The sequence below is a fragment of the bacterium genome (assembly GCA_024742285.1).
Lineage (GTDB): Bacteria > Myxococcota_A > UBA9160 > UBA9160 > UBA4427 > UBA4427.
Window position 1 is genome coordinate 45,775 of sequence record JANSYR010000012.1, and the last position, 19,050, is coordinate 64,824.

Annotated in this window: 14 protein-coding genes; 9 read left to right on the forward strand and 5 right to left on the reverse strand. The window is 68.2% G+C overall.

What is annotated here, in order from left to right; translation table 11 throughout:
- Positions 1-2: 2 nt before the first annotated feature.
- Positions 3-1,202: an amidohydrolase gene (locus tag NXI30_20150; protein MCR9096544.1), complete on the forward strand. Its 1,200-nt coding sequence runs from the start codon at positions 3-5 to the stop codon at positions 1,200-1,202.
- On the opposite strand, the gene NXI30_20155 is transcribed toward NXI30_20150, so the two are convergent.
- Both NXI30_20155 and NXI30_20160 read right to left on the reverse strand, forming a co-directional pair.
- Positions 1,199-1,642, reverse strand: a complete 444-nt coding sequence (locus tag NXI30_20155; GenBank protein MCR9096545.1) for a hypothetical protein — start codon at positions 1,640-1,642, stop codon at positions 1,199-1,201. The genes NXI30_20150 and NXI30_20155 overlap by 4 nt on opposite strands.
- Positions 1,639-3,384, reverse strand: a complete 1,746-nt coding sequence (locus tag NXI30_20160) for an amidohydrolase family protein (protein MCR9096546.1) — start codon at positions 3,382-3,384, stop codon at positions 1,639-1,641. The genes NXI30_20155 and NXI30_20160 overlap by 4 nt, the downstream gene beginning before the upstream one ends.
- Before the next feature lie 277 nt (positions 3,385-3,661).
- On the opposite strand from NXI30_20160, the gene NXI30_20165 reads away from it, so the two are divergent.
- Together NXI30_20165 and NXI30_20170 are read left to right on the forward strand one after the other, a co-directional pair.
- Positions 3,662-4,201: a hypothetical protein gene (locus NXI30_20165; GenBank protein MCR9096547.1), complete on the forward strand. Its 540-nt coding sequence runs from the start codon at positions 3,662-3,664 to the stop codon at positions 4,199-4,201.
- Between the two features lie 128 nt (positions 4,202-4,329).
- Positions 4,330-6,231 carry an alpha/beta fold hydrolase gene (locus tag NXI30_20170; GenBank protein ID MCR9096548.1) on the forward strand — a complete coding sequence of 634 codons (1,902 nt, stop codon included), beginning with the start codon at positions 4,330-4,332 and terminating at the stop codon, positions 6,229-6,231.
- Positions 6,232-6,256: 25 nt separating this feature from the next.
- Here the strand turns inward: NXI30_20170 and NXI30_20175 are convergent, their stop codons facing one another.
- Positions 6,257-7,033, reverse strand: a complete 777-nt coding sequence (locus NXI30_20175; GenBank protein MCR9096549.1) for a hypothetical protein — start codon at positions 7,031-7,033, stop codon at positions 6,257-6,259.
- A gap of 69 nt (positions 7,034-7,102) precedes the next feature.
- Positions 7,103-8,341: a sulfotransferase gene (locus NXI30_20180; GenBank protein MCR9096550.1), complete on the reverse strand. Its 1,239-nt coding sequence runs from the start codon at positions 8,339-8,341 to the stop codon at positions 7,103-7,105.
- Between the two features lie 131 nt (positions 8,342-8,472).
- Between NXI30_20180 and NXI30_20185 the strand changes: the two genes are divergently transcribed.
- The 6 genes from NXI30_20185 to NXI30_20210 all read left to right on the forward strand — a co-directional run bounded on the left by NXI30_20185 (position 8,473) and on the right by NXI30_20210 (position 17,531).
- Entirely contained in the window at positions 8,473-10,191 is a 1,719-nt protein-coding gene (locus NXI30_20185; protein MCR9096551.1) for an amidohydrolase, read from the forward strand.
- Between the two features lie 121 nt (positions 10,192-10,312).
- A complete protein-coding gene (locus NXI30_20190) occupies positions 10,313-11,539 on the forward strand; it encodes an LLM class flavin-dependent oxidoreductase (GenBank protein ID MCR9096552.1) in 1,227 nt (408 codons plus the stop codon).
- Between the two features lie 22 nt (positions 11,540-11,561).
- Entirely contained in the window at positions 11,562-12,470 is a 909-nt protein-coding gene (locus NXI30_20195; protein ID MCR9096553.1) for a TIGR03620 family F420-dependent LLM class oxidoreductase, read from the forward strand.
- Between the two features lie 300 nt (positions 12,471-12,770).
- Positions 12,771-15,119, forward strand: a complete 2,349-nt coding sequence (locus NXI30_20200) for a PKD domain-containing protein (GenBank protein ID MCR9096554.1) — start codon at positions 12,771-12,773, stop codon at positions 15,117-15,119.
- A gap of 76 nt (positions 15,120-15,195) precedes the next feature.
- Positions 15,196-16,218 (forward strand): hypothetical protein, encoded by a 1,023-nt coding sequence (locus NXI30_20205; GenBank protein ID MCR9096555.1) that lies wholly within the window; start codon positions 15,196-15,198, stop codon positions 16,216-16,218.
- 140 nt (positions 16,219-16,358) lie between these two features.
- Positions 16,359-17,531 (forward strand): MFS transporter, encoded by a 1,173-nt coding sequence (locus tag NXI30_20210; GenBank protein ID MCR9096556.1) that lies wholly within the window; start codon positions 16,359-16,361, stop codon positions 17,529-17,531.
- A gap of 7 nt (positions 17,532-17,538) precedes the next feature.
- On the opposite strand, the gene NXI30_20215 is transcribed toward NXI30_20210, so the two are convergent.
- On the reverse strand, positions 17,539-18,993 hold the full coding sequence (locus NXI30_20215; protein MCR9096557.1) for an NAD(P)/FAD-dependent oxidoreductase: 1,455 nt from the start codon (positions 18,991-18,993) through the stop codon (positions 17,539-17,541).
- Between the last annotated feature and the right edge of the window lie 57 nt (positions 18,994-19,050).

The following is a 19,050-nucleotide window of genomic DNA, read 5'->3' on the forward strand; positions in this document are numbered from 1 at the left end:
CCATGAAGCGCTACCTCGCGATCTCCTCCGACGGTCACGCCGGGCCGCAGCCCCAGCACTACCGCCCCTACGTCGACGCGAAGTACCGCGACCTCTTCGACGAGGCCCTGAAGGTCCAGATCAAGCAGACGCAGGAAGCCGAGAAGATGTTCCTGATCGCGGACATCAACGAGAAGTGGCGAGAGGGCCACGAGTACGAGCTGACCGGGGCCTGGGATCACGACGCGCGGATCAAGGTCTGCGACGACGACGGCGTCGCGGCCGAGGTGCTCTTCCCCGACGGCATCACCGAGATGAACTCGCCGCCCTTCGGCGCCGGCCTCGGACTGCCCACCAAGGACGTCGACCCGGAGCTCCAGTGGGCCGGCGCGCGGGCGCACAACCGATGGACCGCGGAGTTCTGTCAGATGGCGCCGGAGCGGCGCTGCGGCGTCGCGGTCGTCCCGCTCATGTGGGACGTCGACGAGGCGATCAAGGAAGCGAAGTGGGCGCGGGAGCAGGACATGCGCTCGGTGATGATCCCCGTCATGTGGAACGATCATCCGCCCTACAACGATCCCTGCTACGACCCGTTCTGGGCCGTCTGCGAGGATCTCGGGCTGGTCGTGAACTACCACTCCGGGCCCGCGCCGCAGGAAGAGTATTTCGGGATCTGGCCCCCGAAGCCCGGCGACGAGATGCGTCGCGGCGGCATGGGCTGTTATCTCTCCGAGGTGCTCTGGTTCGTCGCGCGCCCACTCACGTTCCTGATCTGGGGCGGCGTCTTCGAGAAGTTCCCCAAGCTCAAGGTCTCGACGACCGAAGGGATGGCCGACTGGGTTCCGCATCAGCTCGGGATCTGGGACTGGCACTACGAGCACTCCGCCCAGGAGCAGAAGCTCGGGGATTACGTGAGCCACCTCTCGATGAAGCCGTCGGAGTATTTCCGCCGGAACGTGCGCGTGGGCTCGATGGTCACGCGCAAGGAAGCGCTCGATCGAGAGAACATCGGGATCAAGAGCTTCATGTGGGGTACCGACTATCCCCACCCGGAAGGAACCTGGCCCTCGACCGAGGAGAAGATCGATACCGCCTTCGAGGGGCTGCCCGAGGACGACATCGCGAACATTCTCGGGATCAACGCCGCCGAGTGGTACGACTTCGACGTAGAGAAGCTGGCGCCGATCGTGGACCGGATCGGACCGACGGCGGATCGGTTCTAGTCCCGCATCCCCGTCTCGTGGAGATGGCGCCAGCGCCATCCGGATCCGCGCGCGTCCCGCAGGAGCCAGACCGAGGAGCGCCGCGCGTTCTCCGGTGGCGTCGACTGCCGGGCGCCGCGCTGACGTTCGACGTAGGTCGCGACCACGCGTACGCCGTCCTCGCTTCGGTCGACGTCGACGACGCGCACGTCTTCGATCGTGATCCGGAAGTCGGGATTCGAGCCGTACTCGGCACGGATCTTCTCGAGGATCGTTCGGCCGGGGTGTGCGATCCCCGACGGCTGGATGTTGATCATCGCCGTCGGCCACCTCGCCGAGAGGTTGCGATCGAAGACGGCGTCGTCTCTCGGGACGTCCCCCCGGAACCACGCCGAGAGATAGTCGTGAAAGGCCTCGACTTCCGCCGCGACCTCGCGAGCGAGCGCGTCGCCCTCGCTCATCCGCGATAGAGCCCGCCGGGCCGGGCCCCGGTGTCGACGCCGTCGCGCGACGTGACCTGCCCGCCGCAGATCGTCGCGACGTAGCCGCTCGCGGCCTGGAGGAGGCGCGGCGAGCCACTCGGCAGGTCGTGCTCGACGCGCGGCGTGGCCAGGGCGATCCGGTCGAGGTCGATCACGTTGAGATCGGCGCGCAGGCCGCGGGCGACCCGGCCGCGGTCCGCCATGCCGAAGAGATCGGCGGGATCGCTGGTCAGCATCCGGACGGCCTGCTCGAGGGCGAGCTTCTCGCCTCGCTTCCGGTCGCGGACCCAGTGCTCGAGCATGTAGGTCGGATAGCTCGCGTCGCAGATGACGGTCACGTGGGCACCGCCGTCGCCTCCGCCGACCAGGGTCCCCGGCCGGTTCAGCATCTCGTGGACCGCGCCGAGGTGGCCGTCGGCGTAGTTGCCCATGAAGACGCTCAGGAAGCCGGGACCGCCGGGTTGTTCCGCCGCGTCACACAGGGCGTCGTAGATCCCTTCGAGGGGCGTGACGCCGCGCGCCTCGATCGCGCGACCGAGGGAGAGCGCGGGGTCCGGCTCGAGGAGCTCGTCGGTCGTCGGGAGGAAGGTGCTTCCGAGGCTGCTCAGGATGATCGTCGCGGCGTGCTCGAACATCGGCGTCTGTCGGGGCTCTTCGAGGATCCGCTTCCGGCGAGCGGGATCCCGAAGGGCCGCGACGCGCTCGGCCGGCGGCAGTCCGGCGATCTCGACGAAGCTCGCCTTGTCGAGGAAGGGATGGAACGTGTCCCAGGACAGCAGGAGCCCGCCGGGTCGGTTGATGGTCATGGGGACGAGCTTTGCGCCCTCGGCGTTGGCGGCGTCCGCCATTTCGAAGAGCTCGCGCCAGAGCTCGGGCTGGACGTTGTTCTGGGCGATCGTGAAGAGCACGGTAGAGCCGGTGTCGAGGCTCACCTGTCGGTAGAAGGCCAGCTCGCGACGGAAGCCGTCCGGGTCTTCGCCCATCAGGCCGGCGGGCACGACCTGGAAGAGGCCGCGGCCGTCCTTCCGGGCGGCCTGCAGGATCGCGTTGACCTCCCGCGACTCGGCGAAGGTCCCAGGGACCGCTTCGCCGCTCGTCGAGGTGTGGAGCGTGATGCGATTGCTCGAGAAGGCGATCGCACCGGCGTCGATGGCTTCGGCGGCGAGTCGCGCCATCTCGGCGATCTGCGCGTCGCTCGCGGGGCCGTTCACGTCGCCGTCGTCGCCGATCGCGTAGGTCCGGAGCGCGCCGTGCGGCAGCTGGGTCGCGACCTCGACCGCGCGGGGCTTCGAGGCCAGCGCGTCGAGATACTCCGGGAAGCTCTCCCAGGCCCACTGGATCCCGTCGTGGAGCGCGGCCCCGGGAATGTCCTCGACACCTTCCATCAGGTCGATCAACACGTCCTTGTGGTTCGGCCGGACCGGCGCGAAACCGACGCCGCAGTTGCCCATCACGACGGTCGTCACGCCATGGTCCGCGGAAGGCGCGAGGCGATCGTCCCAGGTCGCCTGGCCGTCGTAGTGGGTGTGGGGGTCGATGAAGCCCGGGGTGACGAGGAGGCCCTCGGCCTCGATCACCTCGGCGGCGTTCGTGGTCTCGATCGAGCCCGCTTCGGCGATGGTTTCGATCCGCCCGTCGCGGACGGCGACGTCGGCACGGCGGACAGGGTCGCCGGTGCCGTCGACGAGGTCGGCCTTTCGGAGGAGGAGGTCGAGGTTCATGGGAGAGGGCTCCGGTGGAGAGTGGACCCGGGAACGGTAGCGGGGGCGAAGTGTCCGCACCTGCTTCCATTTCGATTCATCCGTCCGTTGAACGACGTGGTCCGCGTGCACCTGAGCGGCGTTCCGATCGGAGTCAAGGTGTTATGCTGGCTTCATGGACGCCCTAGGGGATCGACCTACATGCCTCGTCCTTCGTTTCCTGGGAGCCTGCGCGTTGGCGATGCTCCTTCTCTCGGGATGTGTCTCGAGCGTTGGAGTCGTGCATCCCGTTTCGCCCATGGGCCGCGCACCGCTCGCTCCGGACAAGGGCTATGTGCTCTTACACGTCGTCACGGACATTCCGATCGAGTACGTGACGATCAGCGGAGGGCGGATCGCGGAAGCGTTGCCCCGCGGATCCGCAGCCTGGCTGATCGAGCTTCCGGCAGGTCGATACGCGTGGCGGCGGATCAAGCCCGCCGCTTCGACGGGGACCCAGCACCTGATCGATCTCAGCGACTACCGGGCCCTCCGGCGCGTCGAGGACTGGGTCTGGGACGACGAATACGAGTTCGACGTGATCGCCGGTGCGGTGAACTACCCGGGTACGCTGATCGTGAACAGCGACCCCGCCAGCCGGTCGTCGCGATACTGTTGCTTCGTCCGAGTTCGAAACCGGTCGGCGATCGACTTGCGCGCCGTCCTCGATGATTACGGCGCAATCATCGATCGCTTTCCGATTCGTCATGGCGGGGCCGGCAAGGACCGATTCCTGTCCCACTACTCCGAAGTGCGTGACCGGCTGAAGCGTTCGGCGCAGGCGGAGGAGGGCGGATGAACGTGCTTCGCTTGCGTGGCCTGTCCGCAGCGTTCGTTGCCGTCGCATTGCTCGCCGCGTCGTTTTCGGAGGGGTCTGCCGAAGGCCTGTCGGCGGAGTCGGCGTTCTCCCGGAACGGTGTGTCGGCCGTGTCCCTCAGCCCGAAGGGAAGCTGGGCGGTGGCCCTCGCCGTGTTGGGGGACAAGTACGGACTGCTCGTTCAGAAGGCGGCGGGAGGACGCGTTCATCCGGTGATCGCGATCGAGAGGCCGTTCACCTACTACGCATGGGTCGATGACGACACGCTGATCGTGACCTTCGATCTAGGTTCGAGCGATTCGCGCATCCTGATCGATCTGAGTCTTCGAAACGGAGAGGTCGTCGCCTCGAAGAACCGGATCCAGGTCCATGGCCACGTGGTCGACCCCTTGCCGACGGACGACGACCACGTGCTCTGGTCTCATCGCTCTTCGGGCGACACCTACCTTCTGCGGCTGCCGACGGTCGATCTCCTCGGTCTCGGCAACGGCAATGCCTCGCGGACCCTTGACCGACAGCTCCGCGATCCCGTTCTCAAGCTCCAGGGCGCAGCCTACTCCTGGATCACGGATCTCGAGGGCGAACCGCAGGTCGTTGTTCGACCGAGCCGCGAGGGCGACGAGATCCTGATCGGCCGTCGTCGGGAGCGCGGCGGGGCTTTCAGCACGGTCTATCGCTACCTGGAGGACGACGACGAGGAGGCCCTCCGGCCCGTCGCGCTCGTACCCGGCACGCGTCATTTCTATGCCCTTGGTCTCGCCGGTAAGGACACGATCGGTCTCCACGAGTTCGACCCCGACGACCAGGAGATCGTACGCGAGGTCTACCGGCGCGACGACGTGGACGTGACGGGCGTGGTCGTGGACCCACTGACCCGCGATCTGATCGCCGTAGAGTCCATGGTCGAGGGCGAGAGATCGTACTTCTACATGGATGGCTTCTTCGAGCGCTACACCGACGAGCTCCAGCAGCTATCGGAACGTCTGCCCATCGACTCGGTGCGCGTCCGGTCGGTGTCGGCCGATCGAAACGTGCTCCTTCTCCACCAGTGGGGCGCGACAGAGCCCGGCCGTTTCCTCAACTACTTCGTGGATAGCGACCAGCTCCTGACGACGGGGGAATGGCGTTCTGACATCGACCGGGAACGTCTTGCGAAGACCGAGAGCTTCCGGGTCGCGTCGAAGGACGGGCTCGAGATCGAGGCGTACATCACCCTTCCGAGCGGGAGCGACGGCCCGCATCCTCTCGTGGTGATGCCGCACGGTGGCCCGCACGGGGCCCGCGACGTTCGTCTCTACGATCCGCGCGTCCAGTACCTGGCGAGCTGGGGCTTCGCGGTGCTCCAGCCGAACTACCGCGGTTCTTCCGGGTACGGGCGGGAGTACTTCGAGTCGATCAAGAAGCAGTGGGCGAAAGCGATCGAGGACGACATCGACGCTGCCGTCGAGCATGCGATCGGTCGGCCGGAGATCGACGGCGATCGAATATGCATCGTCGGCGGGAGCTATGGCGGCTTCTCGGCACTCGCGAGCGTCGTCCGCCATCGGGACCGCTATCGGTGTGCCATCAGCATGAACGGAGTCTCCGACATCCCGCTCCTCTACGATTCGAGCGACATGGCGGACTCGAAACGTGTGATGGACTTCTACGAGGAGTACGTCGGGGATGTTGAGACGGAGCGTGAGCTTCTCGAAGCCGTCTCCCCGGCCTACAACGTCGAGTCGATCGACACGCCGATTCTCTTCATCTACGGGGATCGGGACCGTCGCGTGGATCCCGACCATTCCCATCGCATGATGCTGATGATGGATCTGCTCGGGAAGCCCTATGAGTCGATCGAGATCGAGACCATGCGCCACCGCCCCACGTCGATCCAATGGGTGATCGTCATGCGATCGATGCGTCGGATGCTGACCCGGAATCTCTTCCCTGGACGTGTCATTCACCCGGATCCCGACATCGGCGGCGCAGGCGTCGGCCGGCTCAAGCACCGGCTCGATCTCGACCTGTGATCGTCGGCCTCGCGCTGCCCGGCGGCTAGCAGTCGACGGTATTCCAATAGGGATGGAACGAGATGCAGACGCCCTCTTCGAGGTTTTCGAGATCCTCGAACAGATCGTCACGGACCACGTACTGCGCGTTCTTGCGATCGATCTGGAAGACTGCGTCCAATCCGCCATAGCCACTGAAGACACGCTTGCCAGACGCATCGAAGATCATCGTCAACATCGAGCCCGCTCGGGTGGTGCCGGACATGGTGAGGCCGATCGCGCGTTCGCGGCGTCGAACGCCATCCCATTTGAGGGTGCGCCCGCCGGTGTACTCGGCTCTACGCACGACGACGTTCGGTAGGACGTAGATCTCGGCCTCGGCGCCGATCTCTTCGAGGATCAGGGGCATGAGATCGTCGAGCTTCATGCTTCCGGAGACCCGGCTGGACTCTCCTGACATCATCTTCTTTCGCAGCTCTCGGACGGCTTCGCTGCTCGCCCGGCTGTACTCGCGCGGATGCAGCGTGGTCGATTCGACGCCGCGAGCGGAGAGGAAGCCCTCGATGATCCGAAGGAGGTCGTCGTTGGCGACATCCAGTCCCTGAATCGGCGTCACGGCCGCGTTCAACGGAAGGATCAGCGCGCGCTCGATCCCCGGATGATGGGCCTTGCCCGGGACGAGCTCGTACTCGTGGTCGATCTTGTACCGGCGCGGCTTCTTCTCGTCCGACGAACCGCCTCCCGCGCAGGCGAGGAGCATGGTGGATACGAGCAGCGCCGCGACGAGCGGGGCCATGAACGGGAGCGAGCGACGAAAGGACAATCGGACATCTCCTGCCACGTGACCGGCATCCGACAACGTAACACCGTGCGGGTCGATTCTCCTCGTCGATCAGCCCTCCCGCGCGATCCCGTAGTACTCGACGTAGTCGGCGTAGACCGCGTCGACCATCGCGGCGTCGAGACCGTACTCTTCGAGCGAGTACGCGTGGGCGCCGTGCTTGCCCTTCGGTTTGTCGTGGAGGTAGCCGGTGATGCGGTCGTCGTGGCCGGCCGGCCAGTCGAGACCCGCGGCGTCGTAGATCTTGCGGATCGCGGCAACGGGATCGCTCATCAGGTCGGAGAAGTGGCTGTCGATGATCTGGTCGTCCGGAATCTGGCCGGTCTTTCGCAGGTCCTTCACGCCGTTCAGCATCATGCCGAAGCCACCGAGGGCGAGCTGGCCGTAGAGTGCGGGATCGATGGCCTCCGAGCGCAGCCACTGGAGCATCGCCGTCGTGCTCGCGGCGGAGCCGACGAATCGCTGCGGATCGCGATGGGTGTGGACGACGACCGCATCGGGGTACTCGGCGAAGAGTCCCTCGATCGTCCGCAGGTGTCCCGGCGACTTGAGTAGCCAGGGCCTGCGCTCCTCGCCGTACTGCAGCGTCTGGAGGAATCGGCGATGGAGCCGGTAGGTCCGCGGGACGATCTCCGGCTGGGTCATCGACCACGCGGCGAAGTCCGGGGCCTGGTAGTTCATGGCCCAGTAGGGGCCGCCGAACTCGAGCGCCAGGAAGTGGACGCACTCGCAGGGGAGGTCGGTTCCCAGCTCGTGGAGCGTCGCGAACTCCGGCTGCATGTCCATCCACAGCTCCTGCTCGGACTCCGCGAGCGCGCGACGGGCGTCGCGCGTCTGGAACTCGCCGTGGGGGAGGGGGTGATGGGCTTCCCAGGAGAGCGGCGCACGGATCCCCGGATCGAGGGCGAGCAGCTCGAGCAGGATGGTCGTTCCCGTGCGGGGGGCGCCGAGTACGAAGATCGGTCGTTCGATCGGCTCCTCGAGGATCGCCGGCTCCTTCGCCCAGGCGTCGAAGAGGCGAAGGCGGGTCTGGAGGACGCGCAGGATCTCGGCGCGTGCGAGGAAGCGCCCGACCAGGGTCGCCTGCGACTCCCGGTCGATCGACCCGACCATCCTCCGGTAGGTCTCGAGCCAGTCGTCGTCGCCGATCTCTTCCAGGCCGGTCGTCGAACGCGCCAGGGCCAGCAGCTCTTCCGGGTCCAGAGGGACCAGCTGGTCGGCGGCGCCGGTGGCGGGTCCGAAGAGGTTGAGGCGGCGGAGCCAGTCGGGGCGATCGCGATAGGGGGCCATGCGCTTCCTCTCGAGCGGAATAGGGCGACCCCGGATCATCGAGCCCGTGACGCGGGATCGCAAGCGCGGCGCACGTAGCTATCCTCGCGAGCCACGCGCGCCGCGAAGGCCGCGCCAGGAGGAGTGGTCCCATGTCCCGCCCGATCCCGACGCTCGCGATCCTCGCGTTCCTCGTCTCCGCGTGCGCCGTCGGCCCCTTCGCCCCCTCGCCGTACGCCGACGTCGTCTTCTTCGGCGAGCACATCCATACCGTCGACGACGCGACCGCCGGCGCCCGGGCCGTCGCCATCAAGGGCGAGAACATCGCGGGCGTGGGCAGCCGCGAGGACGTCGCCCCGCTCGTCGGTCCGGACACGCGGATCGTCGAGCTCGGGGAGCGCGCCCTGGTCCCTGGCTTCATCGACGCTCACGGCCACTTCACGATGGCCGTCGGGTTCCTGAATATGCTGAACGCTTCGTCCCCGCCCGTGGGTCCCATGGAGTCGATCGACGACATCGTCGAGGGCCTCGCCGCGCGGATCGAGGAGCTGGAGATCCCGGCGGGCGAGTTCGTCACGGGCTACGGCTACGACGACTCCCTGCTCGCCGAGAACCGTCATCCCGATCGGGACGACCTCGACCGCGCCTCGACCGAGCACCCGATCGTCCTGATCCACGTGTCGGGTCATCTGGCGACGGCCAACTCCCTCGCGCTCGAGCACTTCGGATTCGACGAGACGACCGAGGATCCCTTCGGCGGCGTGATCCGGCGGCGCCCCGGCACGACGATTCCCAACGGCGTCCTCGAAGAGGTCGCGGCGCACATCGGACTCGAGCCGGTCATGCTCGCCGCCCAGAACGTCAGCCCGCGCGAGTTCGCCGCGCAGGTCGCACAGACCGTGGACTACCACGCTTCCTTCGGGATCACGACCGTCCAGGACGGCGCGTCGAGCCCCGAGGTGGTCAAGGGTCTCAAGACGCTCGCGAGGTTCCGCCCGCCGGCGATCGATATCGCGGTGTTCCCCGTCATCCGCAGCGACGCGGACAGCGAAGACCCGGACGCGATCGGCTACACGCCGGACTACGAGAACGGGGTCCGGGTCGCGGGTGTGAAGTTCGTGCTCGACGGCTCGCCGCAGGGCCGGACCGCCTGGTTGACCGAGCCCTACGACGAGGGGCCTCCCGGGGCCGATCCCGACTACGTGGCCTACCCGATGGTCGAGCCCGCCTTCTACAAGAAACACGTGAAGCGGATGCTCGACGCGAGGATCCCCATCCTCGCCCACGCGAACGGCGACGCGGCGATCGACCTGATGATCGAAGGCATCGACGAGGCACTCGGTGGCGAGCCGAAGGACCATCGCTCCGTCACGATCCACGCCCAGCTCGCCCGGGAGGACCAGCTCGATCGCATGAAGGCGCTCGGGATCGTCCCCTCGTTCTTCGCTGCGCATCCCTTCTTCTGGGGCGATTGGCACCGCAAGAGCTTCGGCGACGACCGTGCCATGCGGATCAGCCCGCTGCGCTCGAGCCTCGATCGCGATCTGCCTTTCACGATCCACAACGACGCGATGGTCGTTCCGCCGCACATGCTGCGGCTGATCGAGATCGCGATGGGGCGGAAGACCCGGGAAGGCGTCGTGCTGGGCGAGGACCAGCGGGTGAGCTTCGAGGAAGCGCTCCACGCGGTCACCCTCGGCTCCGCCTACCAGTACTTCGAGGAGGACCGGAAGGGCTCGATCACCCCCGGCAAGCGCGCGGACCTCGTCGTGCTCGCGGAGGATCCGGCGTGGGTCCGGCTCGACGACGTGAGCGAAGTCGCGGTCGTCGAGACCTTCGCCCGCGGCGTCTCGATCTACACGGCCGACTGACCCGGGACGCGATGCGACCTCCCGCGACCGCGGGTTCGCGTCTCGCGGGGTCCGTTGGGTTTTCGCGATCCGAGGTGCTACGGATCGCGAGGACCCCGTCCCGTCCCACGCGAGGAATCTCATGACCGACGTGCTGCCGCGCCCGCTTCGCTTCGGCGTTTTCCTGGCGCCCTTCCATCCCGCCGACGAGAACCCGACGGAGCAGCTCCACCGGGATCTCGCTCTCGTCCAGCACCTCGACGCGCTCGGCTACCACGAGGCGTGGATCGGTGAGCATCATTCCGGCGGCTACGAGATCATTCCCTCGCCGGAGGTCTTCCTCGCCCATGCGGCGGCGACGACCCGCCAGATCCGTCTCGGGACCGGCGTCGTCTCGCTGCCCTACCACAACCCGCTCATGCTGGCGGATCGGATCCTCCAGCTCGACCACCAGTCGCGCGGCCGTGTGATGCTCGGTTGTGGTCCCGGACAGCTGGTGACCGATGCGTTCATGCTCGGGATCGAGCCGAGTGAGCAGCGCCGGATGATGGGCGAGGCCCTCGAGGTCCTCGTGCCGCTGCTGCGCGGAGAGGTCGTGACCCGAAAGACCGACTGGTTCGATCTCAGGGAAGCGTCGAGCCAGCTCCCGCCGGTCCAGTGGCCGGGACCGGAGATTGCCGTCGCGAGCGCGATCTCGCCTTCGGGTGCGATGGCGGCGGGACGGCACGGCACGGGCCTGCTCTCCCTCGCGGCGAGCGGACCCGAAGGCTACGAGCAGCTTCCGAAGCACTGGGACGTCTGCGAGGAGACCGCGGCGAAGCACGGCCAACAGGTCGATCGCTCGAGCTGGCGTCTCGTCGTTCCGATGCACATCGCCGAATCCCGTGAGCAGGCGCGGCGGGACATGGCGCATGGGACGCTTCGACTCGCCGGCTACATGGAGGCCCTCGGAGGAGTGAAGCCGCCCTTCGCGGAGTCGACGGAGACGATGCTAGACGCGTGGACGGGCCCTGGGCTCCCGATCTTCGGGAAGCTGACCTGCGGCACGCCGGATGACGCGATCGACGTCATCGAATCGTTGCGGGAGCAGTCCGGGGGCTTCGGGACCGTCCTCCTGCTGGGGCACAACTGCGCGAACCCCGAGGCGACGCGGCGGAGCTACGAGCTGATCGGCCGCTATGTCGTGCCCGCGGTGAACGACGCCAACCGCTATCGCACGCGAAGCATGGAGTGGGCGACGAAGAACGCCGCGACGTTCATGCCGGCGATGCAGGTCGGGATCCAGAAGGCGATCGAAGAGTACGAAGCGAACCGCGCCGAGTCCGGCGAGGGGACCGCGTGGGTCGGTGACGCGAAGACGATCGAGTAGCCGTGTCGGCGAAGGAATGCGCATGACGAGTCCTGCAGCGAGCCTCACGGGGCGAGGCGTCTGGTTCTATCCCGATGGACTGAGCGGGAACGAGACCATCGAGTTCGCCCAGCGCCTCGAAGCCCTCGGCTACTCGGCGCTCTGGATGCCCGACGCGGGCGGTCGCGACGTGTTCGCCCTCGCGGCCCGTCTGCTCGACCACACCGAGCGCCTGGTCGTCGCGAGCGGAGTCGCCAACGTCTACGGGCGCGACGCGCTCGCGATGCGGTCGGCGCAGCTGACCCTCGCGGAGCAGTCCGGGGGAAGGTTCCTGCTCGGGATCGGCATCTCCCACCAGCCCCTCGTCGAGGACATGCGGGGCCACACGTACGGCAAGCCGGTCGCGACGATGCGCGCCTATCTCGAGGCGATGGCGACCGCGGACGCCGGCTACGTCGGTCCGCGGCCGGAGGAAGCGCCGCCGACGGTGCTCGCCGCCCTCGGCCCGAAGATGCTCGAGCTCGCCCGGGACGCCGCGGAGGGCGCTCATCCCTACATGGTCACGCCCGCGCACACGAAGCAGGCGCGGGCGCTGCTCGGGCCCGATCGTCTCCTGTGCACGGAGCAGAAGGTCGTCCTCGAATCCGATCCGGAGGCCGCCCTCGCGATCGCGCGGGAGACCGCGGCGATCGCCATGGGGCTGCAGCTGCCGAACTACCAGAACAACCTGATCCGGCTCGGCTTCGAGGCCGCCGACTTCGAAGCGGGGCCGAGCGACCGGGTGATCGACGCCGTGGTCGCGATGGGCGACGCCGCCACGATCGAGGCCCGCTTGCAGGCGCACGTGGATGCGGGCGCGAACCACGTCTGCATCCATCCGATCCACCCGGAGGGCCTCTCGGTCCCCTGGTGGCCGGCCCTCGAGGCGCTCGCGCCGGCAGGGAGCGCGTAGCGCCGACGCGCCCTCGGGCGCGGGCCCCGCCGGGCCGGCGGCAAGTCAAGCGCAAACGCCGCTCGGACCTGCGTCCCCCTGAGGCCGCAGAACGGCCTCGAAACGCGCGTATTCGCGAGGGATCAGGGGGGCGGACCGGCCCACCTGCCTGTCGCCTGCCGTGGGAAGTGCTGCATCGCGCACGTCGCGATTTCGCCCGCCGCCTGCACTCACGATCGCAGGCATCGCTCCACTCGAGGAGCGTCGTCGCGGGCGCAGGGGGCGGTCGGGGCGGCGGGACGCGGTGCTTCGGAGCCCACCATGACCACCACGACCCGACGATTCCGCCATCGCGGACCTCTCCGCCGCAGTCCGCTCGCGACCTACGCGCTGATCGCCCTGTCGATCGTCGCGCTCGTCGGCGTGGGCTGCCGCGCGCAGAACTCGAACGACTCGCCGATGGGCGGGGCGAGCGCGGCCTTCTCCCAGTCCGCGTCCAGTGGCCAGCCCGGTCTGATGGTGAGCTTCACGAACGATTCGACCGGCGACTTCGATTCGCTCGTCTGGGACTTCGGGAACGCCGAGACCAGCACGGACCCCAACCCGACGGTGCAGTACGACGACTCGGGGACCTATACGGTCTCGCTCACGCTCAGGACGTCCCAGGGCACGAGCTCCGCCACCAGCGAGGTCGTCGTCGCCGCGCTGCCGACCTCGGACTTCTCGTGCACGCCGGACTTCGGCTTCGTGCCCGTGAACGTGTCCTGCTCGAGCTCCGCCACCGGCGCCGTCGACACGCGCTACGAGGTGAGCGGGATCGGGGCGGTCCTGAACGGTGCGAGCGTCGCTTTCGAGCTCCCGGTCGCGGGGGCGTACACCGTCACGCAGATCGTCGACAACGGAATCGGCGACGAGGACCAGACGTCGACGACGATCGACGCGTACGACCTCGCGATCTCGGCCTCGGTGCCGAGTGGCTCGCCCCCGTCGGTGGGCCCGATCCTGTTCAGTGCCGTCACGGGGGCACCCGCGCCGACGCTCGATGCCTGGTTCGTGGACGGCGTGCTCGCCGACATCGGTTCCAGCCTGTTCCAGTCGCTGGGCGAGCCCGGGACCTACACGATCATGTACCAGTACGGCAACGCGTCGCTCACCGAGACGGTCGAGATCCAGTACCTGGTCGCGTTCGGCGCCCCTTCGGCGGCCTTCACCGTCTCGACGGCCGAAGGCGCGGGCCCCCTCGACGTGACCTTCACCGACACGTCGACCGGCACGCTCAACGCCTGGCGCTGGGACTTCGGCGACGGCGAGTTCTGTGACTTCCCGGCGCCGGATGGAGTCGATCCCGACGATCCGACGGTCTGCGACAGCGCGAGCCCGACGCACACCTACGACGCGATCGGTCGCTACGACGTCACGCTCCGGGTGACCGGCGAGGACACGGATCCCAGCGATCCGGACCTGACCGACACCGTGACCCAGAACGACGCCGTGACCGTCACGATCATCGATCCGGGATTCGAGAACCAGACCGTCGCGTCGACGATCGACGTCGGCTGGACGGCGATCACCCCGGCGAGCGCGACCGCGTCCGCCGAGCACGTAGCACTCTCCCAGAACGTCGGGGGCGCCGACGCGGGCATGCCGACCGAAGGTCGCCAGTGGGCCGCCCTCGACGGCCTCGGAACCAACGGGAGCGACGCGGCCGTCGACGTCGAGAACGGCATCCGTCAGGACTTCCTGCGCCCGGCCACGGCCAGCGTCCTCGAGTTCGACTACGTGCTGCTCTATTCGGAGCCGCCGGCGGGCGCGGTGCTCGACGCGATGACGGCGACGGTCGGCAACGGAACGGACACCGTCGAGATCACGAGTGCGCAGGCGGATGTTCGCTCGCCCTTCGCCGGCGGCTCGACGCGCTACCCGACCCTCGACGGCGCGACGACCCGCGCCACGCCGGTCCGGACGGCGAGTCTCGATCTCGCGGCGGTGCCCGAGTTCGCGGGGGACTCGCCGGACCAGGTCTACACGCTCACCATCCGCCTGACGAACGACCTGAACGACTTCCGCAGCCCGCGGGCCTACGTCGACGACATCCGGTTCACGGATCCGGCGACGCCTTTCACGGCCTCGTTCTCGGCCCCGGCGACGATCGTGGCCGGGCAGGCCGTGGACTTCCTGGACGAGACCTGCCTGGGCGTCGGTGGCTGCGTCGATCCGACGAGCTTCCGCTGGGACTTCGGAACCCACCTCTCCCCGGCGATGCTCACGTCGAGCGGGTCGGCGGAACAGAACCCGTCCTACACCTTCGTCGAGGCGGGCGACTACGACGTGCGCCTGCTCGCCCGGAACGCCGATCAGGAGTCGCTCGCGACGATGAGTGTCACCGTCCTCGAGGCCGCAGTCGCGATCCCGGTGGTCGATTCGATCGGCTACACGGGCGCGGGCGGCGTGACGGCGCCGGCGATGGTCACCTTCGAGGACCAGTCGACCGCCGATCCGTCGGACACGATCATCGCCTGGAGCTGGGACTTCGCGGGCTGGGGCACGTCGACGCTCCAGAACCCGGCCCCGGTCGCGATCAACCAGGCGGGCATCTGGACCATCCGCCTCACGATCACGACGGCCTCGGGCCAGGTGGACACCACGAGCCTCGACGTCGTGATCGACTGACCCGGCCGCGGAGCATCCGATCGATTGCGGGGGGTCCGCCCTTTACTCCGCGCCTCGATCGGTCGATGTTTGGGACATGGACCGCCGTCCCGACCGCAGCTCCGCCCGAATCGAGGCTATATCCACCCGTCCTGGCGCGGGCTGGATCCTTTCGGCCGGATCGGCCTGTCTGCTCGTGCTCAGCCTCGTCCTCCCTGCGACTTCTTCGCTCGCGGGCAGCCACGATGACCGCGCCGATGGGCACGGGCACGGCCATCGGACCCATTCTCCGCGCAGCGGCCCCGCGCGGGGCGTGTCGGCGCCGAACGTGCGCTTCGAGATCTTCTACGACTACCTCGAGCAGGACTCGACGGACACGTACAACGGCGCCGGGCCGAGCACGCTCTCGATCGACGAGCACGACGGGCACGGCTCCCGTTCGGCGCTCACCGGCATCTTTCCGATCTGGGGACCGATCGGCGCGCGCGCCCAGCTGCGTGGCGCCTACGGTCACCGCCAGCGGAGCCTCGATGGCCTCGCTCGGGGCAACAACGAGATCTCCGCGAGCGGCGCCGGGCTCGAGCTCTTCGTCCGGGACCCGGAACGCGGCGCCCTATCCGCGGGCGGCGGCTGGGACAGGCTGGCGCGGGACGGACCGATCGACGCCGAGGAATACCGCGGTCACGTGACCGCGCAGGTCTTCTTCCCGGATCTCGGGACCGGACCGGTCGACTGGAATCTCCACTTCGGCTTCACCCATCGCGAGGTCGACGACGTGCCCGGGACCGCCGACGTCGACGCCGACCGCTATCTCGTTCGCGCGCAGAGCGGCTGGTACGCGAGCGAGAACGTCCAGATCCTCCTGGGCGTCCAGTGGGATCGCGCCGAGGAGGAGTTCTCGAGCGAAGAGGACACCGAGGCGATCTTCGAGGCGCGCTGGTTCGTGCCCGTGCCGGTGATCCCGGTCGAGCTCCGGGTCGGCGGTTCCGCCGGCGTCTCCGAGTACAAGCGCCCGCCCTTCCGCGCGGACCGGCGCCCGATCTACGGCGCGAGCGTCGGCCTCGTCTTCCGCTTCGGCGCGGGCGAGACCCTGATCGACACCCAGCGCCGCTACGACTGATCGGGTCTCCGACGTCTCGCGTCCTTCTCGCGAGTGCGGCGCCTTCGACGACTCGCGCGCCTTGACCGCCACGCGGGACTCGTCCACGCTTCGCGACGGTCGGACGCGCCCGGCCTTTCCGTCCGATGCCGGGGAACGCCTTGCTGCTCGAGCGCCGCTACCTGCCTCTCTTCCTCGTGACGTTCACGCTCGCCGTCGGCTATGCGTTCATCTATTCGCTGACCGCCGTGATCCGAAGCCGCTTCGGGATCAGCGAGACGGGGATCGGTTGGATCGGCGGGATCGGCTTCGCGGCAGGCTTCCTCTCGATGGTGAGCCTCTCGCGCTACGCCGACCGCGGGCACACCCGGGCCATGTTGCGCGCGGGCGTCGGCCTCGTCCTGCTCGGGAACGTGGGGATGATCTTCGCGTCGGACCTGGCGGGCTTCCTCGCTTCGCGGACGCTCCTCGGACTCGGGGGCGGGCTCTTCACACCGGCCGTCCGGCGGCTGGTGGTTCTCTCCGACCCGGAGCGCGCGGGCGAACGTCTCGGCGCCATGGCGGCCTTCGACATGGCGGGCTTTCTCGCCGGTCCGGTCCTCGCGACCTTCTTCTACGAGCTCGGGGGCCTGCGCGCGGCGTTCGCGTCGCTGGCCGGTCTCGCCTTCCTCGTCTCGATTCCGGTCCTGCGCTTCCGCTTCGAGGAGGCGCCGCAGGTGCTCGGAGACGCGTCCCGCGAGCGACCGATTCGTGACCTTCTCGCACTCGGGCCCGTGCGGGGCGTGGTGCTCTGCACGATCGCCTTCTACACCACCGTCGGTGTCTTCGAGGCGATCTGGTCGATCTTCCTCGACGATCTGGGCGCGAGCCAGCGATACATCGCGCTGACGCTCACGCTCTTCGCGATCCCGATGCTCTTCGTGCCGATCTACGGCGGGCGCCTCGCGCAGCGGCAGGGGCCCCTCCGCGTCGCCGCCTGGAGCGTCGGCGCGGCGATCCCGTTCATGGCCCTCTACGGCGGGCTCACGGATCTGGCGGCGCTCGGCGTGCTCTGCGTCGTCCACGCGATCGCGGACTCGTTCACGATGCCGAGCCTCCAGCTCGGGATCGCGCAGGCCGCACCGCGTCGCCACCTCGCGTCCGGGCAGGGGCTCGTCGGCGCGACCGGGCAGGCGGTCGCGGCGGTCACCGCGATCGGGTCCGGGACCGTCTACCAGTTCCAGGGTGCGACCGCGCTCTTCACCGGGAGCGCCGCGATCATGCTCGTGCTGCTCGTCGCCGGGCTCTGGCAGGGACGGACGTTGATGGCGCCGTCCTCGGCAGAGCCCGCGTGAATCCGGTCTAGCCCTCGAACTGGATCGCGCCGTCCTCGAGCGGGGCGTTCCGGATCATCTTCTTGTCGAGGGTGTAGTTCTGGGTGTTCCGCCAGGGACCGCGATCACTCTGCTTCGGGAACAGGTGCATCATGCGCTTCATGTAGCCCGGGTTGAAGTCGTCGATCCAGTCGAGAGCGGGCATGCCCTCGTCTTCGGGGCGGAGCCGCGGGACGGCGATGGACTTGCCGGTCGCGGCCATGTGGTTGAGCACGCGGCAGGCGTACTCGCTCGTGATGTCCGCGCGAAGCGTCCAGGAGGCGTTGATGTAGCCGAAGGTCTGGATCAGGTTCGGCACGTCGGAGTACATCATGCCCTTGTAGCTGAACGTGTCCGGGAACGAGATCGGCGCGCCGTCCTTCGAGAACTCGACGCCGCCGAGGACCTTGAGCTCGAGACCGGTCGCGGTGACGATGATGTCGGCCTCGACCTTCTCGCCGGATTCCATCTCGATCCCGTTCTCGGTGAAGCGACTGATGTGGTCGGTCACGACCGAGACCCGACCCTCGCGGATGCCTTCGTAGAGGTCTCCGTTCGGGATCAGGCAGAGGCGCTGGTCCCACGGGTTGTAGTCGGGGGTGAAGTGCTTCTCGACGTCGTAGTCCGGCCCGAGCTCTTCGCGGACCATGCCGAGGAGGCGCTCCTTGACCCTCTCGGGCTTCGTGCGCGTCCGGTTGTAGAGGAAGCGCTGGAGCTGGACGTTCTTGAAGCGGGTGATCGCGTAGGCCCACTTGTTCGGCAGGAACTTCCGGAGCCAGTTCGCGATCGCGTCGCGGTCCGGGCGGGACACGACGTAGGTCGGCGAACGCTGGACCATCGTCACATGGGCCGCGTCGTCCGCCATGTTCGGGACGATCGTCATGGCGGTTGCCCCGCTGCCGATCACGGCGACGCGCTTGTCCGTGTAGTCGAGATCCTCCGGCCAGAACTGCGGATCGACGATCTGGCCCGCGAACGTGTCCTGACCCTCGAAGTCGGGTCGGTAGCCGCGCTCGTAGTCGTAGTAGCCGGCGCACATGAAGAGGAAGTTGCAGGAGAGCTGGACCGTCTCGTCGCCGCCCACCAGGACGTCGAGGGTCCACTTCTTCTCCGCGGTCGACCACGCGGCGGCCTGCAGGCTGTGGCGGAAGCGGATGTGCTGGCGGACGTCGAACTCGTCGGCGGCCTCGTTCACGTACTCGCGAATCGCGGGGCCGTCGGCGATCGACTTCTCGGCGACCCAGGGCTTGAAGCTGAAGCCGAGGGTGTGCATGTCGCTGTCCGAGCGGATGCCGGGGTAGCGGAACAGGTCCCAGGTACCGCCGATGGCGTCGCGGCCTTCGAGGAGGGTGAACGTGCGCTCGGGGCACTTCTCCTGGAGGTGGCAGGCGGCGTCGATACCGGACAGGCCGGCGCCGACGATGACGACGTCGAAATGATCCATGGGGTGGGGTCTCCGGCGCGGGCCGCGGGCGGGGCCTCGACGCGGGCGAGAGGGTAC

Coding starts and splice junctions, on each gene's coding strand:
- NXI30_20185 (MCR9096551.1), top strand. CDS start 8,473: ATGTCCCGCCCGATCCCGACGCTCGCGATCCTCGCGTTCCTCGTCTCC.
- NXI30_20200 (MCR9096554.1), top strand. CDS start 12,771: ATGACCACCACGACCCGACGATTCCGCCATCGCGGACCTCTCCGCCGC.
- NXI30_20215 (MCR9096557.1), bottom strand. CDS start 18,993: ATGGATCATTTCGACGTCGTCATCGTCGGCGCCGGCCTGTCCGGTATC.
- NXI30_20190 (MCR9096552.1), top strand. CDS start 10,313: ATGACCGACGTGCTGCCGCGCCCGCTTCGCTTCGGCGTTTTCCTGGCG.
- NXI30_20180 (MCR9096550.1), bottom strand. CDS start 8,341: ATGGCCCCCTATCGCGATCGCCCCGACTGGCTCCGCCGCCTCAACCTC.
- NXI30_20165 (MCR9096547.1), top strand. CDS start 3,662: ATGGGCCGCGCACCGCTCGCTCCGGACAAGGGCTATGTGCTCTTACAC.
- NXI30_20160 (MCR9096546.1), bottom strand. CDS start 3,384: ATGAACCTCGACCTCCTCCTCCGAAAGGCCGACCTCGTCGACGGCACC.
- NXI30_20195 (MCR9096553.1), top strand. CDS start 11,562: ATGACGAGTCCTGCAGCGAGCCTCACGGGGCGAGGCGTCTGGTTCTAT.
- NXI30_20155 (MCR9096545.1), bottom strand. CDS start 1,642: ATGAGCGAGGGCGACGCGCTCGCTCGCGAGGTCGCGGCGGAAGTCGAG.
- NXI30_20150 (MCR9096544.1), top strand. CDS start 3: ATGAAGCGCTACCTCGCGATCTCCTCCGACGGTCACGCCGGGCCGCAG.
- NXI30_20205 (MCR9096555.1), top strand. CDS start 15,196: ATGGACCGCCGTCCCGACCGCAGCTCCGCCCGAATCGAGGCTATATCC.